Raw genomic sequence first — 22,181 nt, 5'->3', positions numbered from 1 at the left:
CTGCAGAGGTGTCTGTGTAAAATTTCCCGCCAAATTTTGAGCAGTTACGAGAAGGAAACATTCTTATTATTTTGTTGTCCTTAATCTCATGACACCGGCATTCATAAATCAGGCACGGATGATCAAATGGACAAAACAACAAATGAAGCTATCAATTATGACTCCTTGCCAAGTCAAACAGTAAACCACTCCTTACCACATCAGGAGGGAAACATAAGGAAAATATCGGACTTCTCCGATGAAGAGGCACAGCTTCAGCAATCTTCAGCAAAGCGATCAAGATTCATAGAACCCCAAAAAGTCCCAACGCCTGACTTAGGACAAAGGACAACAGCCGCCTGTCAAGTTACCTCTCACTTGCAAAGTAATCAATCCAGCGCCCGCTCAACGAATCAGGAAGCGCCCCATCAGAGCCTGAGCACCGGCGAGTTCTATTTTGCCAATACTCCGTTAACCCAACAGCGAATTATTGATCAATTACGCCATGAACAGCCTGCAACGTATTGCATTCGCGCGCTGGCTGATCTGGAAAAACAGGGCCTGATGCAACAAACCTGGTTAGAGGGCGGCCAATTACAAAAAGCAGAAGGCCGACTGTTTACGGATGAGCCGATGACCCTGGTGTTTGACCTGACCTCCATGACACCCGGTGATATCGCCAGCTTTAATGACCTGCTTCAGGTGGGCCCCAAATGTAACGATAAACCACTGGGCGACCACATCCGGCGGGTATTTCTGGTCAACCACGGGATGCTGGACGGAAGTAAGCCCGCCAACCCCGACCTCTGGCGCAGATTGAGGCAAATGCCGGAAAAGGCCGTATCAGAAGCCAACTGCCATATTGCTGATTCGGTGACCGATGAAACCTTGCTGGCCCAAAAAACCACGGAAGATATCCCGGCCAATGCCCTCCGCGTCACCATTAACTTTGCCACCACCGACAACTGGTACCACCAACTGTTTGGTGGTATCACCCTCAATGATCGGGGTCGGCTGGTTTTTGCTGAAGGGGCCCTGGCCAACCTTAAAGAGAATACCCACCTGGTGTTTAACAACGCACCCTGGGAAGACACTGGCTTCCAGACAGCTCTGGCAACGGCCATACGGGTTGGCGGATTTACCGCCAACAAGCAATGGGTCCAACTGCCTGAGCAGATATCCCTGTCCGTAGCCCGTGTCTGTGCCAGCCAACTCAGCGCCTGTAGAGAGCAGACGATCAGCGACAGCACACTATTCCAACCCCAAAACCCGTTTGTGGTGATTAACGGCAGCTCAATCGAGCGTCTCAAGGGTCATGTGATGATAGAGGGTACTGTCGTTGTGCAAACGGACATCTTTGCCAACCTGTTGCAAGGTTGCAGACAGCTGGTGCTTACTGGCGAGTTGGATGACAAACAGTGGTTATGGTTACTGTGCCGACTGGAACAGTTGCCGGAGAGTAAAAGACCATGGTTGTTTGCCAATTTACCAACCGACCAGTTGCTTGCGGCAAGTGCTAACCACCGGCCACACACAGAAGCCGCCACTGCCACCTATGAGATCAACCCCGGGGATACCCTGGAATCCCTGCAACCGGTTAACCTCACCAGCCAGAATCGTTTCACCTTTTCCCTGACCAACACTCGATTGTTGGATGACCTGGTCAATGGAACGCCAACAACCCTTTATGGTCTGGAGCGCAACCCGGAATTGGCTGCCAATCTGGAAACCCTGTTATTGCCCACCCCTTACCTGTTTATTCATGGTCACAAGATGGAACTGCCAAGGGTACGGGTTACCTTCATGCCTCCCCCGGGGCAGCAAACCACCGGCTCGACATTGATCAACGCCCTGCTCAACGTTTCCGACAGCCAACCACCCGCACCGGAAAACCCGGTCTACTCCCTGCTGATGTCACTGCCCCGATCCTGTCAAAGGCTCTACCCGGACAGGCCACCCTGGACCGGGGAGGATTTCCAGCTTCGGTTTGAGCAACAGGCCGAGGCAGAACGCCGGCTGGACGGTAGCCCCGGGCTTCTGCCCTGCCATCAGCGCCGAGCCTTGCATGTGCTGTTGGCCAAGGCGTATCGCGGCGCTCCGGAGATTTACAGTTTCATCAAGGCGAAAATTGCCGGTTATTATCCGGATCAGCCCACCGACAACCGTGCCGACCGATCCGCCCTGGAGCAATGGCTGACCGACCACCCTGTCCCAGAGCTTAAGGACATTGAGGCCGATTTCTGGACGCTGGCACGGCACTGTCCGGCCACGGTTCACGAGGACAGCAAAGAACCGGATGACATAGATAACCACTCGGTGAAAGAGCTGGCCACTTATGTGGTCGCCGCTGCTACCCCCGCACGGCAGCGACCCATGGCGCAACGATTGGCGGTCGATCTTCGGCTGGCCCGGAAAAAAGGCTTGTTTGACGGGAACCTGCGCTCCACCTTAAAAGATACTCTGATCGCTCACCGGCAATCTCTCAGGCAAGACACCATCATCAGCCAAAAGGTTGGGACGCTGGAGAGCCAGATTGCCGCCATTGTGGATCAGGCCGATCAGCATAAATCTCACCAGATCCGGGAAATACTGGCCACGGCCTTTATGAATGATCAGTTACCCGGGCCGTGTCAGGATCTGCCCGACGTATTCCTTGCCCGGCAGCGCTCTAACCGGTTCCGGCAGGAGCGGCGTCTTGAGCATTTGGCCCAGAGGGTCCGGGAGCATCCTGTGGTGTTCCTGCAGGGCGAGGCCGGAGCCGGCAAGACCTTTATGGCCAGGGCCATTGCCGCCAAGGCTGGTTATCGAGACTGTCAGGTGCTTCAACTTGGACCCAACGACACCCAGGAAGCCCTGTTTGGTGGCCCGCAGCTGGTGAGTTATGCAATGGGCAATGGGGCGGAGGATCACCGCACCGAATTTCGCGAAGGGCCACTGCTGCGATGGGCATTGTCGGACGATCCGCCCCTGCTGGTGCTCGACGAAGCCAATCTGGCACCAGAGGGTCTGCTTTCCCCTCTGGCCGGTTTAACCCGGCAGCCGCAGGTGCTCCATTATCAGGGCCGGGAGTACCGACTGCCTGAACAGCAACAGCACCGGATTATTCTCACCGGCAATCCGGACCATTATTCAGGGCGGCATCTGGATAATACATTAAAATCACGGATTCCCACCTTCTTCTACAAACCCCTGCCGGACACCGTGCTGGCCAACGCCATCATTCTGCCCAACCTGCCACAGGCCTGGCCTGAGCACCTGAAACACCAGGCCCGTGACCGGCTATTAACCCTGTACAACCAGTTCCGCGAGCTGCTGGAGCAGACCACACCCAGAGATATCATCGATGTGCTGGCCACCGTTCGCCAGATTCTCCGTCACTGTGCCGCTACCGTGAGCACCCCAGAGCAAGTCAACGCCTTGGTCCGGCGGGCATTTATGGACAGTCTGGCCGGTGCTGTAACCACGGAATACCAGCAACGGCTCAGAACCCTCAACGTCTGGTACCAGGGCCAGTTCAAGGAAGACCCGTCCCTTTTGGCGGGGGTTGACGCGAGCTTTACTGATTTTATCCAACGACTGCAGGCCACCAACCCCGATGGTGACTTCTCACCAAAGCCTGTCCAGCAACTGGTTTACCGCTACTGGCAAAGTCTGGACAAGGATGACTCGGGGCGCACCGCCATTCTGGTGGAAGGCCCGGCAGGCTGGGGCAAGGACTTTGTGCTGGACAGAACCATCCGGCTCTGGCAACAACAGCAAGGGATGAATCGCCCGTTTGTCCATATCAATGCCAACCCGAACCAGTGGACCACGATGACCGAGCGCATTACACAGGCCATGAGCCAGGGGCAACTGATCGCTGTCAGTGAGCTTAACCTGATTCCCGGCCACTACGTAGAAGGGTTGCTGAATCATGTGTTGACCGGCCATGCAGCGCCGGGATTCCGCCTGTTTGCCACCATCAATCCCGGCTATTTCGTCGGACGGGAAGCGCTGAGCCTGGCCCTGACCAGCCGCTGTACCCAAATCAGGCTGTCTGCCCTTGACTCGGAAGACCTGGCAAGGCTGGTGCAGGGATTGCCCGAGATACCCGAAGGGTTGCCCCAATGGCTGGCGGGTCACTTCCACCAACTGGCCACAGCGCTGCATCAGCAGAACAGCCCGATGCAACTGGCACTGGACGACCTGTTTCGCAGCGCCCGGCAGCTGGCCGGTCAGCGCCCTGAACAGTGGGATCAGGCCTTGCGACAACATCTGTCACTGCCTTTTCGCGCTTTAAAGAAACTGCTGCCCCCGCTGCAGGAAGATACCGCTCGCCTGGCACGAATCAAGCTGGAAGAACAACGACGCCAGGACCTTGAGGCCAGCGCCAATAGCATACCCGGTCTGTTGGTGCCCATCACGGTAAAATTCGGGCCTGTACCCCGTTGTCGTGACCGGGTAATCACCGTGACACCGATGGCAACAGATCAGGAGGTCATAACGATTGTGCAGGCCATGCAACAAGGCCTGGAGACCAGCCACAAGAGCGGGTCAACGGTAAAGCCGAAAAGAAACAGTCATTCGGCTTACCCCTCCGTATTTGGCGATATTGTGGCTCCCTGCCACTTCAGGATCACCAGATACTTCCCTGAAACCCCTTACGATACCCGCCAATATCGTCTCTTTTTGTCCAGACCCATCTGGATGAGGACGGCCGGTTGCGCGACTACCCCATCGACTGGACAAATGGCACGATAACCCCTGTGCCAGGATGGCCTGATGATATCGTCTGGCGGACCAGCCTTGGCACCGATGAACTGCCCGGCAATATTGCTCTGCCCCTGAATAACCAATGGCAGCCCTTGCCTGCCCTGACGCCCTCGGACCAGCTCAGGGCACTGCGCTGCACCCCGGACACCCCCATTGAGCTGGCCCGAAGCGAGCTGACAGGGCAATTGTTAATCAAAAGTAAGGCATCCGCACCAGCACCGGTAACGGTGGACTTTATCATTGCCCCCGGGCAAACCTATTTTTCCCCGCTGAAACCGGGCGAGTGTCTGACATTACAAGAGGGATTGTGCAGTCAACGGCTTGCAGATCTGTTGGCAAAGCAGATTTTTTGCTCCGAAACAAGCAGCTGCAAAGCCTATGAACAGCTGCGTGGCATCGATGAGGTCATTAATGTTCCGCAGCGGCTAATGGCGTTGATGGATTGGCTGGCTACATTTTCCGACAGCAAAAATGTGACCGGACAAGATGAACAGCTGTTGCTGAATATGCTCAGGGAGAAGCAAGGGGTTTGCCGACACAAGGCGACGATCTTCCAGGTGCTCTGCCACTATTGGGGGATTCCTGCCCGGCAAGTACGGAATGTTTCGCACCGTTTTGTTGAGATCAGCCCCGATGGCGGCCACACCTGGCGACAATACCAACTCGGTGGTGGCGGACGGTCCACTGCAGATATCACAGAACCCGACTGGGGGGGATTATCGTCAACCAGAGTGCACTAAGCTGAAGTCACCCGAGGAGTATGCCGGTTCCGACCAATTAATCGATTCACAGAAAGACTTCCTTGCTTTTGGTGTCGATTACTTTATTGCACAACAATTAGAGATAAACAAAAACCGATTAGCTTTGACTGAGGCTATGCATAACGATATCTACTCTACCTTAATCAGAAACCCCACCGACATTGCTTTCAACTATGTGCTGGGACATTGGGGGATAGCGTTATCGCCACAAATATTTTACCAGACTGTTGGTGCAGACATAGAATTCTGGGAACGTTTCATAGAAAAAAGCGCCTGGTTTGATGGTGAGTGCCATAGCCTTAGCCAGGCGATAAGTGATTTCGATCATTCGTATACAAAGATATTATCTCAGCTGATACAGGCAAAAAAGCCCGATGTTAATTATTTGAACTGGCTATGTGACCTTTACTGCTCAGCACCTCAATTTCTGAAATATATATTATTGGCCATCTTACAGAGGTTCTCCGGGGCCTGTGATTCCTGTCAGTTGCAAGACCGGGTAAAATCAATGCTTGAGTCTTATTCTCTGAGTCCCAAACCAGTTAACCTTGTTGAAATTGAAAACGTAGAACCAGAATTTTCACAGCACTGCATAAACCTGATCAAAACGATGACCATGAGCCGCTCCCTTTTGGAGCGACTATCCCAGCCTCGCATCCATCAACAATTCCACCACCAGCCTGTGGGCAATAGCATTATCATCCCTGAAAAGCTTATGGCCGGTGAGGCGGCTTTCCTGAACGTATCAAAATCTACCAGCTACAAACCCATTATTTTTGACTGTACTTCTTTGTCTGAAAAAGCGGTGGATGAAAAGATTGAAGAAAAAATAAAATCTGGATTAAAGGCAGTAATCAGTGACATACATGATAGTGTTAACCATTTGCCGTTCAGCGAATTAATAAGAATAATATTCTTTAATTGGCTGGCAGCGCATCACATGAATGATACCACTCCTCTCACTTGGGTAACTCATTATTATGAGGAGTATTCCGAGACAGTGCAGCCTTTCTTTACTAAGATGCTTACGCATGCCGATCAGCAAGTTGACCCCATGACCCAATTAAAATTACCGCCAAAACGTTTAAAAGACCATTTTAACCGGCCTTCCGCTGTCGTTCTTCAGGAGGATGATTTGCTGATTCTTTTAGATGAGTTTCTTGCACAGATCGAAAACAGGTAGTGGCTCTTTCAGGATTCCAGACCAATGTTTCGTGAGCTAAGTAGCCGGCCAGATGGAATCACATATTTCTGACTATTTGTGATTTCGTTTGGTAGCAATACCATCAGCATACCGGCCAGCCAGTTGAACTGGTTTTCCTTTCGGTTGAGCATCCAATCGGTGTTTCCGTAGCAGGAACCTTCTTATTATTTTGTTGTCCAAAATTTCCTGACACCGGCATTCATAAATCAGGCATGGATGATCAAATGGACAAAACAATAAACAAAGTTATCAATTATCACTCCTTGCCAAGTCAAACAGTAACCCACTCTTTACCACACCAGGATGGAAACATAAGGAAAATATCGGATTTTTCCGATGGACAGGCAAAACTTCAGCAATCTTCAGCAAAGCGATCAAGATTAATAGAACCGCAAAAAGTCCCAACGCCTGATTTAGGACAAAGGACAACAGTCGCCTGTCAAGTTACCTCTCACTTGCAAAGCGATCACTCCACCGCCCGCTCAACGGATCAGGAAGCGGCCCATCAGAGCCTGAGCACCGGTGAGTTCTTTTTTGCCAATACTCCGTTAACCCAACAGCGAATTATTGATCAATTACGCCGTGAACAGCCTGCAACGTATTGCATTCGCGCGCTGGATGATCTGGAAAAACAGGGCCTGATGCAACAAACCTGGCTAGAGGGCGGCCAATTACAAAAAGCAGAAGGCCGACTGTTTACGGATGAGCCGATGATCCTGGTGTTTGACCTGACCTCCATGACACCCGGTGATATCGCCAGCTTTAATGACCTTCTTCAGGTGGGACCCAAGTGTAACGATAAACCACTGGGCGACCACATCCGGCGGGTATTTCTGGTCAACCACGGGATGCTGGACGGAAGTAAGCCCGCCAACCCCGACCTCTGGCGCAGATTAGGGCAAATGCCGGAAAAGACCCTATCAGAAGCCGACGGCAATATTGCCGATCCGGTGACCGATGAAACCTTGCTGGCCCAAAAAACCACGGAAGATATCCCGGCCAATGCTCCCGCATCACCCTCGACTTTGCCACCACCGACCACTGGTACCGCCGACTGTTCGGCGGTATCACCCTCAATGACCGGGGGCAGCTGTTTTTTTCGGATGGTGCCCTGGCCAACCTGAAAGAGAATACCCACCTGGTGTTTAACAACGCACCCTGGGAAGACACTGGCTTTCAGACAGCCCTGGCAACGGCCATACGGGTTGGCGGATTCACCGCCAACAAGCAATGGGTCCGGCTACCTGAGCAGATATCCCTGTCCGTAGCCCATGTCGGTGCCACCGAACTCAACGCCCGGAAAGAGCAGACGATCAGCGACAGCACCGTTTTTTGTCCCCAAAGCCCGTTTGTGGTGATTAACCGCAGCTCAATCGAGCGTCTCAAAGGCCACGTGATGGTAGAGGGCACTGCCGTTGTGCAAACGGATATGCTCGCTAATCTGCTGCAAGGTTGCAGGCAACTGGTGCTTACTGGCGAGCTGGATGACAAACAGTGGTTATGGTTATTGTGCCGACTGGAGGAATTACCGGCGAGTAAAAGACCACAGTTGTTTGCCAATTTGCCAACCGATTTGTTGCTCCCTGCAAGGGCTGGCGACTGTCCAACCACGGGAGCCTGCAACCCACACTGCGCCACTTTCACTTATCAGATTAACCCCGGGGATACCCTGGAATCCCTGCAACAGGTCAACCTCACCAGCCAGAGCCGTTTCACTTTTTCCCTGACCAACAGCCGACTGCTGGATGCCCTGGTCAATGGGATGCCAACAACCCTTTATGGTCTGGAGTGCAACCCGGAATTGGCTGCCAACCTGGAAACCCTGTTATTGCCCGACCCTTACCTGTTTATTCATGGGCATAAGATGGATCTACCAAAGGCACAGGTCACCTTCATGCCTCCCCCGGGGCAGCAAACCACCGGCTCAGCATTGATCAACGCCCTGCTCAACGTTTCCGACAGCCCACCACCCGCACCGGAAAACCCGGTCTACTCACTGCTGATGTCTCTGCCCCAATCCTATAAAAAGCGCTATCCGGACAGGCCGCCCTGGACCGGGGAGGATTTTCAGTATCGGTTTGAGCAACAGGGCGAGGCAGAACGCCTGCTGGACGGTAGCCCCGGGCTGCTGCCCTGCCATCAACGCCGAGCCTTGCATGTGCTGTTGGCCAAGGCGTATCGCGGCGCTCCGGAGATTTACAGTTTCATCAAGGCGAAAATTGCCGGTTATTATCCGGATCAGCCCACCGACAACCGTGCCGACCGATCCGCCCTGGAGCACTGGCTGGCCCGACACCCGGCCCCGGAGCTTAGGGACATCAAGGCCGATTTCTGGGCGCTGGCCCGGCACTGTCCGGCCACGGTTCACCAGGACAGCAAAGAATCGGATGACATAAATAACAACTCGGTGAAAGAGCTCGCCACTTATGTGGTCGCCGCTGCGCGCCGCGCACGGCAGCAGCCCATGGCACAGCGATTGGGTGTGGATCTTCGGCTGGCCCGGCAAAAACGCTTTTTTGATGGAAACCTGCGCTCAACCTTAAAAGATACCCTGATTGCTCACCGGGCATCACTCAGGCAGGGCAACATCATCAGCCAAACAGTCGGGACGCTGGAGAGCCAGATTGCCGCCATTCTGATGGGGGATCAGACCGATCAACAGAAATCACAACAGATCCGGGAATTACTGGCCACCCACTTTATTGATGATCAGTTACCCGGGCCGTGTCAGGATCTGCCCGATGCCCTCCTTGCCCGACAGCGCCATCACTGGTCCCGGCAGGAGCGGCGTCTGGAGCATTTGGCCCAGAGGGTCCGGAAGCATCCCGTGGTGTTCCTGCAGGGTGAGGCCGGAGCTGGCAAGACCTTTATGGCCAGAGCCATTGCGGCCAGGGCTGGTTATCCAGACTGTCAGGTGCTTCAGCTTGGGCCCAACCATACCTCAGAAGCCCTGTTTGGCGGACCGCAGCTGGTCAGTTATTCAGTGGGCAATGGGGCGGAGGACCATGCCACCGAATTTTGTGAAGGGCCACTGCTGCAGTGGGCATTATCGAAAGATCCACCCCTGCTGGTGCTCGATGAAGCCAACCTGGTGCCAGAGGGTCTGCTTGCCCCCCTGGCCGGTTTAACCCGGAAGCCGCCGGTACTCCATTATCAGGGCCGGGAGTACGAACTGAAGGACCGGCACCGGATTATTCTCACCGGTAATCCGGATCATTATTCGGGACGGCACCTGGATAACACGCTGAAATCACGGATTCCCACCTTCTTTTATAACCCCTTGCCGGAGACCGTGCTGGCCAACGCCATCATTCTGCCCAATCTACCGCAGGTCTGGCCTGATCACCTGAAACAACAGGCCCGTGACCGGCTATTAACCCTGTACAACCAGTTCCGGGAGCTGCAGGACCAGACCACACCCAGAGATATCACCGATGTGCTGGCCACCGTTCGCCAGATTCTCCGTCACTGTTCCGCGACCGGGGACGACACGCCAGCGCAAGTCAACGCCCTGATCAGGCGGGCATTTATGGACAGTCTGGCCGGTGCTGTAACCACGGAATACCAGCAACGGCTGAGAACCCTCAACGTCTGGTACCGGGGCCAGTTCAAGGAAGACCCGTCGCTTTTGGCGGGGGTTGACGCGAGCTTTACTGATTTTATCCAACGACTGCAGGCCGCCAACCCCGATGGTGACTTTTCTGCGGAGCCTGTCCGGCAGCTGGTCTACCACTACTGGCAAAGTCTGGACAAGGGTGACTCGGGACGCACCGCCATGCTGGTGGAAGGGCCGGCGGGCTGGGGCAAGGATTTTGTGCTGAAGAGAACCATCCGGCTCTGGCAACAACAGCAAGGGATGAATCGCCCATTTGTTCATATCAATGCCAACCCGAACCAGTGGACCACTCTGGCCGAGCGCGTTAAACAGGCCATGAGCCGGGGGCAACTGATCGCCATCAGTGAGCTTAACCTGATTCCCAGCCACTATGTAGAAGGGTTGCTGAATCATGTGTTGACCGGCCATGCGGCACGGGGATTTCGCCTGTTTGCCACCATCAATCCCGGCTATTTTGCCGGACGGGAAGCGCTGAGCAAGGCCCTGACGAGCCGCTGCACCCAGGTCAGGCTGGCAGCCCTTACCCCGGAAGAACTGGAAGGGCTGGTGCAGGGTTTGCCCAAGATACCTGACGGGTTGCCCAAGTGGCTGGCGGGTCACTTCCACCAACTGGCCACAGCACTGCATCAGCAGAACCGCCCGGTGCAACTGGCACTGGACGACCTGTTCAGCAGCGCCCGGCAGCTGGCCAGCCAGCGGCCTGAACATTGGCATCAGGCCTTGCGAAAACACTTGTCACTGCCCTTTCGTGCCTTGCAGACACCGCTGCCTCCGCTGAAGGAGGATACCGCACGCCTGGAACGAATCCAGCAGGAAGAACAACGGCGCCGGGACCTTGAGGCCAGCGCCAATAGCATACCCGGACTGTTGACGCCCATCACGGTAATATTCGGGCCTGTAACCCGTTGTGCTGACCGGATAATCACGGTGACACGGGAAGCAACAGATCAGGACGTCATGACCATTGCACAAGCCATGCAGCAAAATATGGAGACCAGCCGCAATAGCGGATCAACGGTAAACCCACAACAAACCGGTCGTTCGGCTTACCCTTGTAAATTTGGCGATATTGTGGCTCCCCTCCACCACAAGGTCGCCAGGTACTTCCCCAGACGCCCTTACGATGTCCACCAATATCATCTCACTTTTCTGGAGACCCGTCTGGATGAAGATGGCCGGTTGCGTAACTACCCCATCGACTGGACAAATGGCACGCTAACACCGTTGCCAGGATGGCCAGATGATAGCGCCTGGCGGACCAACCTTGGCGCAGATGAACTGCCCGGCAAGTTTACGCTGATCCTGAATAACCAGTGGCAGCCCCTGCCTGCCCTGACGCCCAGAGACCAGCTCCGGGCACTGCGCTGCACCCCGAAAATACCCATTGAGCTGGCCCGAAGCGAGCTGACAGGGCAACTGTTAATCAAAAGTCAGGCATCCTCAGCGTCACCGGTTACGGTGGACTTTATCATCGCCCCCGGGCAAACCTATTTTACCCAACTGAGACCGGGCGAATGGCTGACATTACCAGAGGGATTATGCAGTCAACGGCTTGAAGATCTCCTGGCAGAGAATATTTTTTACTCCGAAACCAACACCTGCAAAGCCTATGCAGAGCTGCGTAACATCCATGGGATCCCGGATATCCCGCAACGACTCAGGGCGTTGCTGGGTTGGCTGGATACATTTTCCGATAGCAAAAATGTGACCGGGCAAGATGAACAGCTGTTGCTGAATATGCTCAGGGAGAAACAGGGGGCCTGCCGACACAAGGCGACGATTTTCCAGGTGCTCTGCCATTATTGGGGTATTCCTGCGCGGCAAGTAGAGAATGCTTCGCACCGTTTTGTTGAAATCAGCCCCGATGGCGGCCGCACCTGGCGACAATACCAACTCGGGGGTGGCGGACAGACCATTGAAGATATCGCAGAACCCGACTGGGGGGGATTATCATCAACCAGACCAATCTGCGCTGAAGCCACCCGAGGAGTATGACTATTCCAACCAATTTATCGGTTCATCGCGAGACTTTTTTTATTTAATTGATAAGAATTTTGATTATCTTGCAAACCAATTCCTGTTGAACAAAAACGAATCAGCTGTGACGGAGGTTATGTACACACTTGAAGATATCTACTCTGCATTCCACCGAGAACCTGTAAGCTCCAGCAATTACAGAGGGATTCAGAATAATTGGGGGATACTATTATCGCCACAAATGTTTTACCGGTTTGGTAAAAACATAAATGAATGGAAAAGTATTATAGAAAAAAGCGCTTGGCTTATGGTAGATAATTGGGGCAATGATGCGATACATCATTTCATGATTTCGCCTATAAAGATATTATATCGCCTGATAGATGCACAAGTGCCTGATGTGGACTATTTAAACTGGCTATGTGATCTTTACCGATCCGTACCTGAATTTCTGAAATATGTATTATTGGCCATCTTACAGACGTTCTCTGAGTCCTGTGACTCCTGTCAGTTAAAGGACCAGGTAAAATTAATGCTTATGTCATATTCTTTAAGTCCCGAGAAACTGGCCATTAATGCTGAGGAACAAAAAACTGACAAGGTACGCTTATCAAAGCTCTGCACAGACTTCATCAAAACGATGACCATGAGCCACTCTCTTTTGGAGCAACTATCACAGCCTCGCATCCATCAACAGCTCCACCACCAGCCTGTGGGCAACAGCATTATCATCCCTGAAAAGCTTATGTCCGGCGAGGCTGCTTTCCTGAGCGTATCAAAATCTACAAACTACAAACCCGTTATCTTTGATTGTACTTCCTTACCAGACCAGGAGATAGACGACAAGATTGGTGGATCAATAAAATCCGGAGTAAGGCCAGGAATTATCGAAATATCCATGAGTAAAAAGCATGTAGAATTAAATGGGTTAATAAAAAAAATATTCTTTTATTGGCTGGCAGCACATCACATGAATGATACCACCTCTCCCGTTTGGTTGACTTGGTATTATAATAACTATTCCAAGGCAGTGCAGACTTACCTTGATAGTCGGCTTACGCTTGATGACTGCAAAGTTGAGTCCATGGCCCGATTAAAATTACCCCCGGAACGTATAAAATACTGTTTTAACCAACCTTCCGCTGTCGTTCTTCAAACGGATGATTTGCTGCTCCTTTTAGATGAGTTTCTTGCATTGATTGCAGATTAGGAAAATAGGGAGAAGGAAATATTAGCAAACCGCTCAACAATGACTGCTCGATAAATGTTCATGCGTTTGTAGTGGAAGGAACGTTCTTATTATTTTGTTGTCCTTAATCTCATGACACCGGCATTCATAAATCAGGCATGGATGATCAAATGGACAAAACAATAAACAAAGTTATCAATTATCACTCCTTGCCAAATCAAACAATAAACCACTCCTTACCACACCAGGAGGGAGACATAAGGAAAATATCAGATTTTTCCGATGGACAGACAAAGCTTCAGCAATCTTCAGCAAAGCGATCAAGATTAATAGAACCTCAAAAAGTCCCAACGCCTGACTTAGGACAAAGGACAACAGCCGCCTGTCAAGTTACCTCTCACTTGCAAAGCGATCACTCCACCGCCCGCTCAACGGATCAGGAATTAGTCCATCAGAGCCTGAGCACCGGTGAGTTCTATTTTGCCAATACTCCGTTAACCCAACAGCGAATTATTGATCAATTACGCCGTGAACAGCCTGCAACTTATTGCATTCACGCGCTGGCTGATCTGGAAAAACAGGGCCTGATGCAACAAACCTGGCTAGAGGGCGGCCAATTACAAAAAGCGGAAGGCCGACTGTTTACGGATGAGCCGATGACCCTGGTGTTTGACCTGACCTCCATGACACCCGGTGATATCGCCAGCTTTAATGACCTTCTTCAGGTGGGACCCAAGTGTAACGATAAACCACTGGGCGACCACATCCGTCGGGTATTTCTGGTCAACCACGGGATGCTAGACGGAAGTAAGCCTGCCAACCCCGACCTCTGGCGCAGATTGGGGCAAATGCCGGAAAAGACCCTATCAGAAGCCGACTGCAATATTGCCGATCCGGTGACCGATGAAACCTTGCTGGCCCAAAAAACCACGGAAGATATCCCGGCCAATGCCCTCCGCGTCAACATCAACTTTGCCACCACCGACAACTGGTACCATCAACTCTTTGGTGGTATCACCCTCAATGATCGGGGTCGGCTGGTTTTTTCTGAAGGGGCTTTGGCCAACCTGAAAGAGAATACCCACCTTGTGCTTAACAATGCACCCTGGGAAGACACTGGCTTCCAGGCAGCCCTGGCAACGGCCATACGGGTTGGCGGATTTACCGCCAACAAGCAATGGGTCCGGCTGCCTGAGCAGATATCCCTGTCCGTAGCCCATGTCTGTGCCACCGAACTCAACACCCGGAAAGATCAGACGATCAGCGACAGCACCGTTTTTTGTCCCCAAAGCCCGTTTGTGGTGATAAAACGGCAGCTCAATCGAGCGTCTCAAAGGCCGTGTGATGGTAGAGGGCACTGCCGTTGTGCAAACGGATATGCTCGCTAATCTGCTGCAAGGTTGCAGGCAACTGGTGCTTACTGGCGAGCTGGATGACAAACAGTGGTTATGGTTATTGTGCCGACTGGAGGAATTACCGGCGAGTAAAAGACCACAGTTGTTTACCAATTTGCCAACCGATTTGTTGCTCCCTGCAAGGGCTGGCGACTGTCCAACCACGGGAGCCTGCAACACAGGCTGCGCCACTTTCACTTATCGGATTAACCCCGGGGATACCCTGGAATCCCTGCAACAGGTCAACCTCACCAGCCAGAGCCGTTTCACTTTTTCCCTGACCAACAGTCGACTGCTGGATGCCCTGGTCAATGGGACGCCAACGACCCTTTATGGTCTGGAGTGCAACCCGGAATTGGCTGCCAACCTGGAAACCCTGTTATTGCCCGCCCCTTACCTGTTTATTCATGGGCATAAGATGGATCTGCCAAAGGCACAGGTCACCTTCATGCCTCCCCCGGGGCAGCAAACCACCGGCTCAGCATTGATCAACGCCCTGCTCAACGTTTCCGACAGCCCACCACCCGCACCGGAAAACCCGGTCTACTCACTGCTGATGTCTCTGCCCCAATCCTATAAAAAGCGCTATCCGGACAGGCCGCCCTGGACCGGGAGGATTTTCAGTATCGGTTTGAGCAACAGGGCGAGGCAGAACGCCTGCTGGACGGTAGCCCCGGGCTGCTGCCCTGCCATCAACGCCGAGCCTTGCATGTGCTGTTGGCCAAGGCGTATCGCGGCGCTCCGGAGATTTACAGTTTCATCAAGGCGAAAATTGCCGGTTATTATCCGGATCAGCCCACCGACAACCGTGCCGACCGATCCGCCCTGGAGCACTGGCTGGCCCGACACCCGGCCCCGGAGCTTAGGGACATCAAGGCCGATTTCTGGGCGCTGGCCCGGCACTGTCCGGCCACGGTTCACCAGGACAGCAAAGAATCGGATGACATAAATAACAACTCGGTGAACGAGCTCGCCACTTATGTGGTCGCCGCTGCGCGCCGCGCACGGCAGCGGCCCATGGCACAGCGATTGGGTGTGGATCTTCGGCTGGCCCGGCAAAAACGCTTTTTTGATGGAAACCTGCGCTCAACCTTAAAGGATACCCTGATCGCTCACCGGGAATTACTAAGGCAAGACACCATCATTAGCCAAACGGTCGGGACGCTGGAGAGCCAGATTGCCGCCATTCTGAATCAGACCAATCAACAGAAATCACAACAGATCCGGGAGTTACTGGCCACCCACTTTATTGATGATCAGTTACCCGGGCCGTGCCTGGATCTGCCCGATGCCCTCCTTGCCCGACAGCGCCACCACTGGTCCCGTCAGGAGCGGCGTCTGGAGCATTTGGCCCAGAGGGTCCGAAAGCATCCCGTGGTGTTCCTGCAGGGTGAGGCCGGAGCCGGCAAGACCTTTATGGCCAGGGCCATTGCGGCCAGGGCTGGTTATCCAGACTGTCAGGTGCTTCAGCTTGGGCCCAACGACACCCAGGAAGCCCTGTTTGGCGGACCGCAGCTGGTCAGTTATTCAATGGGCAATGGGGCGGAGGACCATGGCACCGAATTTCGCAAAGGGCCACTGCTGCAGTGGGCATTATCGAAAGATCCGCCCCTGCTGGTGCTCGATGAAGCCAACCTGGCGCCAGAAGGCCTGCTGGCCCCCCTGGCCGGTTTAACCCGACAGCCGCAGGTGCTCCATTATCAGGGCCGGGAGTACACACTGCCTGAACAGCAGCAGCACCGGATTATTCTCACCGGCAATCCGGACCATTATTCAGGGCGGCATCTGGATAATACATTAAAATCACGGATTCCCACCTTCTTCTACAAACCCCTGCCGGACACCGTGCTGGCCAACGCCATCATTCTGCCCAACCTGCCACAGGCCTGGCCTGAGCACCTGAAACACCAGGCCCGTGACCGGCTATTAACCCTGTACAACCAGTTCCGGGCGCTGCTGGAGCAGACCACACCCAGAGATATCACCGATGTGCTGGCCACCGTTCGCCAGATTCTCCGTCACTGTGCCGCTACCGTGAGCACCCCAGAGCAAGTCAACGCCCTGGTCCGGCGGGCATTTATGGACAGTCTGGCCGGTGCTGTAACCACGGAATACCAGCAACGGCTCAGAACCCTCAACGTCTGGTACCAGGGCCAGTTCAAGGAAGACCCGTCCCTTTTGGCGGGGGTTGACGCGAGCTTTACTGATTTTATCCAACGACTGCAGGCCACCAACCCCGATGGTGACTTCTCGCCAAAGCCTGTCCAGCAACTGGCTTACCGCTACTGGCAAAGTCTGGACAAGGATGACTCCGGGCGCACCGCTATTCTGGTGGAAGGCCCGGCAGGCTGGGGCAAGGATTTTGTGCTGGACAGAACCATCCGGCTCTGGCGACAACAGCAAGGGATAAATCGCCCGTTTGTTCATATCAATGCCAACCCGAACCAGTGGACCACCTTGGCAAAGAGCGTCAAACAGGCCATGAGCCGGGGGCAACTGATCGCCATCAGTGAGCTTAACCTGATTCCCAGCCACTATGTAGAAGGGTTACTGAATCATGTGTTGACCGGCCATGCAGCACCGGGATTTCGCCTGTTTGCCACCATCAATCCCGGCTATTTCGTCGGACGGGAAGCCCTGAGCAAGGCCCTGACCAGCCGCTGTACCCAAATCAGACTGTCTGCCCTTGACCCGGAAGACCTGGCCAGGCTGGTGCAGGGATTGCCCGAGATACCCGAAGGGTTGCCCCAATGGCTGGCGGGTCACTTCCACCAACTGGCCACAGCACTGCATCAGCAGAACCGCCCGGTGCAACTGCCACTGGACGACCTGTTCAGCAGCGCCCGGCAGCTGGCCAGTCAGCGGCCTGAACATTGGCATCAGGCCTTGCGACAACACCTGTCACTGCCCTTTCGCGCTTTAAAGACACCGCTGCCCCCGCTGCAGGAAGATACCGCAAGCCTGGCACGAATGAAGCCAGAAGAACGGCGCCGGGCCCTTGAGACCCTCGCCAATAGCATGCCCGGACTGTTGACGCCCATCACGGTACAGTTCGGGCCTGCACTCCGTTGTCGTGACCGTGAAATCACGGTGACACCGGAGACAACAGATCAAGACATCATGACGATTGTACAGGCCATGCAACAAGGCCCAGAGACCAGCCACAAGAGCGGATCAACGGTAAAGCCGAAAAGAAACAGTCATTCGGCTTCCCCCTGTGCATTTGACGATATTGTGGCTCCCTGCCACTTCAGGATCACCAGATACTTCCCTGAAACCCCTTACGATGCCCGCCAATATCGTCTCTTTTTGTCCAGACCCATCTGGATGAAGACGGCCGGTTGCGCGACTACCCCATCGACTGGACAAATGGCACGATAACCCCTGTGCCAGGATGGCCTGATGATACCGTCTGGCGGACCGACCTTGGTGCCGATGAACTGCCCGGCAACATTGCGTTAACCCTGAATAACCAGTGGCAGCCCTTGCCTGCCCTGACGCCCTCGGACCAGCTCCGGGCACTGCGCTGCACCCCGGACACCCCCATCGAGCTGGCCCGAAGCAAGCTAACAGGGCAACTGTTAATCAAAAGTAAGGCATCCACACCATCATCGGTAACGGTGGACTTTATCATTGCCCCCGGGCGAACCTATTTTACCCCACTGAGACCGGGCGAGTGTCTGACATTACAAGAGGGATTGTGCAGTCAACGGCTTGTAGAAGTCCTGGAAGAAAAGATTTTTTACTCCGAAACGAACAGCTGCAAAGCCTATGAAGAGCTGCGTGATATCAATGGGGCCCTGGATATCCCGCAACGACTCAGGGCGTTGATGGATTGGCTGGATACATTTTCCGACAGCAAAAATGTGACCGGACAAGATGACCAGCTGTTGCTGAATATGCTCAGGGAGAAACAAGGGGTTTGCCGACACAAGGCGGCGATCTTCCAAATGCTCTGTCACTATTGGGGAATTCCTGCCCGGCAAGTAGTGAATGTTTCGCACCGTTTTGTTGAGATCAGCCCCGATGGCGGCCAAACCTGGCGACAATACCAACTCGGTGGTGGCGGACGGGTTACAGCAGATATCACAGAACCCGACTGGGGGGAGTATGGTCAACCAGGTGGTTCTGACCTGAAGCCACCCGCTACAAGAGGGTATGCCCTTTTCAACCATTTTATCAATTCAACGAAAACTGGTCCTGCATTAATGGACAAAATTGAGAATTCTCTTAAGGGCCTTGAAGATTTGTTACTATCGTGCAATAAAAAATCAGTACTGACTGATACTATGCACCAAATTAAAGATAACTACTCTGCATTCCACAGAGCACCTTTTGGCTCCAGCGCTTTGCCGAATAATTGGGGGGTGTTATTATCGCCACAAATGTTTTGCCTGTTGGGTGATAAAATACAAGATTGGCAATGTATCATAGAAAAAAGTGCCTGGAATTTGTCAGTCGTCAGGGATATTCGAAGAGCAGATATCGAATATAAACTGAGACCATTATATCGACTGATACATGCACATGAGCCTGATGTGCACTATTTGAACTGGCTATGTGACCTTTACCGCTCGGTGCCTAAATTTCTGAAATATGAATTATTGACCATCCTACAGACGCTCTGTGGGTCCTGTGATTCCTGTCAGTTAAAAAGCCGGGTAAAAGGAATGCTTGAGTCTTATTCTCCAGGACCCAGAACGGATAGCCTTCTTGAATACGAAAATCCACGATTTTCACAGTACTGCATAAACCTTTTCAAAACGATGACCTTGAGCCACTCCCTTTTGGGGCGACTATCCCAGCCTTGCATCCATCAACAACTCCACCACCAGCCTGTGGGCAATAGCATTATCATCCCTGAAAAATTGATTTCCGGCGAGGCGGCTTTCCTGAATGTATCAAAATCTACAAGCTACAAACCTATTATTTTCGACTGTACTTCTTTGTCCAAAAATGCGATGAACGATAAGATTGCTGTAAAAATAAAATCCGGCTTAAAGCCAGTAATTAGCGAAATATGTGAGAGTGAAAAGGTTAGTGTTTACAACGGAGCAATAAGAAAAATATTCTTTATCTGGCTGGCAGCGCATCACAGGAATGATGCCACTTCTCCAATTTGGGTGACTCTACAATATAATATCTATTCTGAGGCAAGGCGGCCTGACTATGAGCCGTTGCTTACAGCTGCTAATCCGCAAGATGACCCCATGACCGAATTAAAATTACCTCCAAAACGTTTAAAAGAGTATTTTAACCGGCCTTCCGCTGTCGTTCTTCAGGCGGATGATTTGCTTGTTCTTTTAGATGAGTTTCTTGCACAGATCGAAAATGAAAGCAATAAGTAGTGGCTCTTTCAGGATTCCAGACCAATGTTTCGTGAGCTATAGACAGTGTTCATAGTAGAGCAGTCCGGAAGCCAAATAGAGCCTAAGTAGTTAACCAAATGAAATCATATTTTCTGACTACTTATGATTTCGTTTGGTAGTAATGCCATCAGCATACCGGCCAGCCAGTTGAACTGGTTTTCCTTTCGGTTGAGCATCCACTCATCATGAATTGTCCATTTAGCCCTGGCGGCCAACGCCACAGCAAAATGGGGTTTCCGTGGCAGGAACCTTCTTATTATTTTGTTGTCCAAAATTTCCTGACACCGGCATTCATAAATCAGGCATGGATGATCAAATGGACAAAACAACCAATGAAACTATCTACCACTCCTTGCCAAATCAAACAATAACCGATTCTTTATTACATCGAGCGGGAGACAAAAGGAAAACATCACTCTTTCCCGATGACTTGGCAGCGCCTGAGCAGCCTTCAGAAAAGCGATCAAGATTAATAGAACCCCAAAAAGTCCCAACGCCTGACTTAGGACAAAGGACGACAGCCGCCTATCAAGTTACCTCTCACTTTCAAAGTAATCAATCCACCGCCCGCTCAACGGATCAGGAAGCGGTCCATCAGAGCCTGAGCACCGGTGAGTTCTATTTTGCCAATACTCCGTTAACCCAACAGCGAATTATTGATCAATTACGCCATGAACAGCCTGCAACGTATTGCATTCGCGCGCTGGCTGATCTGGAAAAACAGGGCCTGATGCAACAAACCTGGCTAGAGGGCGGCCAATTACAAAAAGCAGAAGGCCGACTGTTTACGGATGAGCCGATGACCCTGGTGTTTGACCTGACCTCCATGACACCCGGTGATATCGCCAGCTTTAATGACCTCCTTCAGGCGGGCCCAAAGTGTAACGATAAACCACTGGGCGACCATATCCGACGGGTATTTCTGGTCAACCACGGGATGCTGGACGGAAGTAAGCCCGCCAACCCCGACCTCTGGCGCAGATTGGGGCAAATGCCGGAAAAGGCCGTACCAGAAGCCGACTGCTATATTGCTGATTCGGTGACCGATGAAACCTTGTTGGCCCAAAAAACCACGGAAGATATACCGGCCAACGCCCTCCGCGTCACCATCAACTTTGCCACCACCGACAACTGGTACCACCAACTGTTTGGTGGTATCACCCTCAATGCCCGGGGGCAGCTGGTTTTTTCTGAAGGGGCCTTGGCCAACCTGAAAGAGAATACCCACCTGGTGTTTAACAACGCACCATGGGAAGACACTGGCTTCCAGACAGCCCTGGCAACGGCCATACGGGTTGCCGGATTCACCGCCAACAAGCAATGGGTCCGACTGCCTGAGCAGATATCCCTGTCCGTAGCCCATGTCTGTGCCACCGAACTCAACGCCCGGAGAGATCAGACGATCAGCGACAGCACCGTTTTTTGTCCCCAAAGCCCGTTTGTGGTGATTAACCGCAGCTCAATCGAGCGTCTCAAAGGCCATGTGATGGTAGAGGGTACTTCCGTTGTGCAAACGAACATGCTCACCAATCTGCTGCAAGGTGGCAAACAACTGGTGCTCACTGGCGAGCTGAATGACAAACAGTGGTTATGGTTACTGTGCCAACTGGAGCAGTTACCGGCGAGTAAAAGACCACGTTTGTTTGCTAATTTGCCAACCGACCGACTGCTCCCTGCAAGGGCTACGGGAGTCTCTAACCCACACTGCGGACACTTTTACCTACCAGATCAACCCCGGGGACACCCTGGAATCCCTGCAACAGGTCAACCTCACCAGCCAGAGCCATTTCACTTTTTCCCTGACCAACAGTCAACTGCTGGATGCCCTGGTCAATGGGACGCCAACGACCCTTTATGGCCTGGAGTGCAACCCGGAATTGGCTGCCAACCTGGAAACCCTGTTATTACCTGCCCCTTACCTGTTTATTCATGGGCATAAG

General features: G+C 53.0%; 11 protein-coding genes. All 11 read left to right on the top strand.

Translation table 11 applies throughout. The features are described 5' to 3' along the window. Positions 1-126 precede the first annotated feature (126 nt). The 11 genes from O3276_RS12935 to O3276_RS12885 all read left to right on the top strand — a co-directional run bounded on the left by O3276_RS12935 (position 127) and on the right by O3276_RS12885 (position 22,180). Entirely contained in the window at positions 127-4,719 is a 4,593-nt protein-coding gene (locus tag O3276_RS12935; RefSeq protein WP_269671722.1) for an AAA family ATPase, read from the top strand. Beyond that, positions 4,680-5,471, top strand: a complete 792-nt coding sequence (locus O3276_RS12930) for a transglutaminase-like domain-containing protein (RefSeq protein ID WP_269671721.1) — start codon at positions 4,680-4,682, stop codon at positions 5,469-5,471. The genes O3276_RS12935 and O3276_RS12930 overlap by 40 nt, the downstream gene beginning before the upstream one ends. Further along, positions 5,365-6,675 carry a hypothetical protein gene (locus O3276_RS12925; RefSeq protein WP_269671720.1) on the top strand — a complete coding sequence of 437 codons (1,311 nt, stop codon included), beginning with the start codon at positions 5,365-5,367 and terminating at the stop codon, positions 6,673-6,675. The genes O3276_RS12930 and O3276_RS12925 overlap by 107 nt, the downstream gene beginning before the upstream one ends. A 245-nt stretch (positions 6,676-6,920) precedes the next feature. Next, positions 6,921-7,820 (top strand): hypothetical protein, encoded by a 900-nt coding sequence (locus tag O3276_RS12920; protein ID WP_269671719.1) that lies wholly within the window; start codon positions 6,921-6,923, stop codon positions 7,818-7,820. Between the two features lie 17 nt (positions 7,821-7,837). Further along, positions 7,838-12,307: an AAA family ATPase gene (locus O3276_RS12915; RefSeq protein WP_269671718.1), complete on the top strand. Its 4,470-nt coding sequence runs from the start codon at positions 7,838-7,840 to the stop codon at positions 12,305-12,307. Beyond that, positions 12,228-13,499 carry a hypothetical protein gene (locus tag O3276_RS12910; RefSeq protein ID WP_269671717.1) on the top strand — a complete coding sequence of 424 codons (1,272 nt, stop codon included), beginning with the start codon at positions 12,228-12,230 and terminating at the stop codon, positions 13,497-13,499. The genes O3276_RS12915 and O3276_RS12910 overlap by 80 nt, the downstream gene beginning before the upstream one ends. Before the next feature lie 380 nt (positions 13,500-13,879). Beyond that, on the top strand, positions 13,880-14,866 hold the full coding sequence (locus O3276_RS12905; RefSeq protein WP_269671716.1) for a hypothetical protein: 987 nt from the start codon (positions 13,880-13,882) through the stop codon (positions 14,864-14,866). Next, complete coding sequence (locus O3276_RS12900; protein WP_269671715.1) at positions 14,856-15,821, top strand: hypothetical protein; 966 nt, start codon at positions 14,856-14,858, stop codon at positions 15,819-15,821. The genes O3276_RS12905 and O3276_RS12900 overlap by 11 nt, the downstream gene beginning before the upstream one ends. Positions 15,822-15,889: 68 nt before the next feature. Further along, positions 15,890-18,253 carry an AAA family ATPase gene (locus tag O3276_RS12895; RefSeq protein WP_269675982.1) on the top strand — a complete coding sequence of 788 codons (2,364 nt, stop codon included), beginning with the start codon at positions 15,890-15,892 and terminating at the stop codon, positions 18,251-18,253. 239 nt (positions 18,254-18,492) lie between these two features. After that, a complete protein-coding gene (locus O3276_RS12890; protein ID WP_269671714.1) occupies positions 18,493-20,220 on the top strand; it encodes a transglutaminase-like domain-containing protein in 1,728 nt (575 codons plus the stop codon). A gap of 337 nt (positions 20,221-20,557) precedes the next feature. Further along, a complete protein-coding gene (locus O3276_RS12885; RefSeq protein ID WP_269671713.1) occupies positions 20,558-22,180 on the top strand; it encodes a hypothetical protein in 1,623 nt (540 codons plus the stop codon). Position 22,181: the final 1 nt, after the last annotated feature.

It is taken from the genome of Endozoicomonas sp. GU-1 (genome assembly GCF_027366395.1).
In the GTDB taxonomy this organism is placed as follows: Bacteria; Pseudomonadota; Gammaproteobacteria; order Pseudomonadales; family Endozoicomonadaceae; genus Endozoicomonas.
Note: the sequence above shows the minus strand (reverse complement) of the source record. Positions and strands in the feature narration are given on the sequence as shown.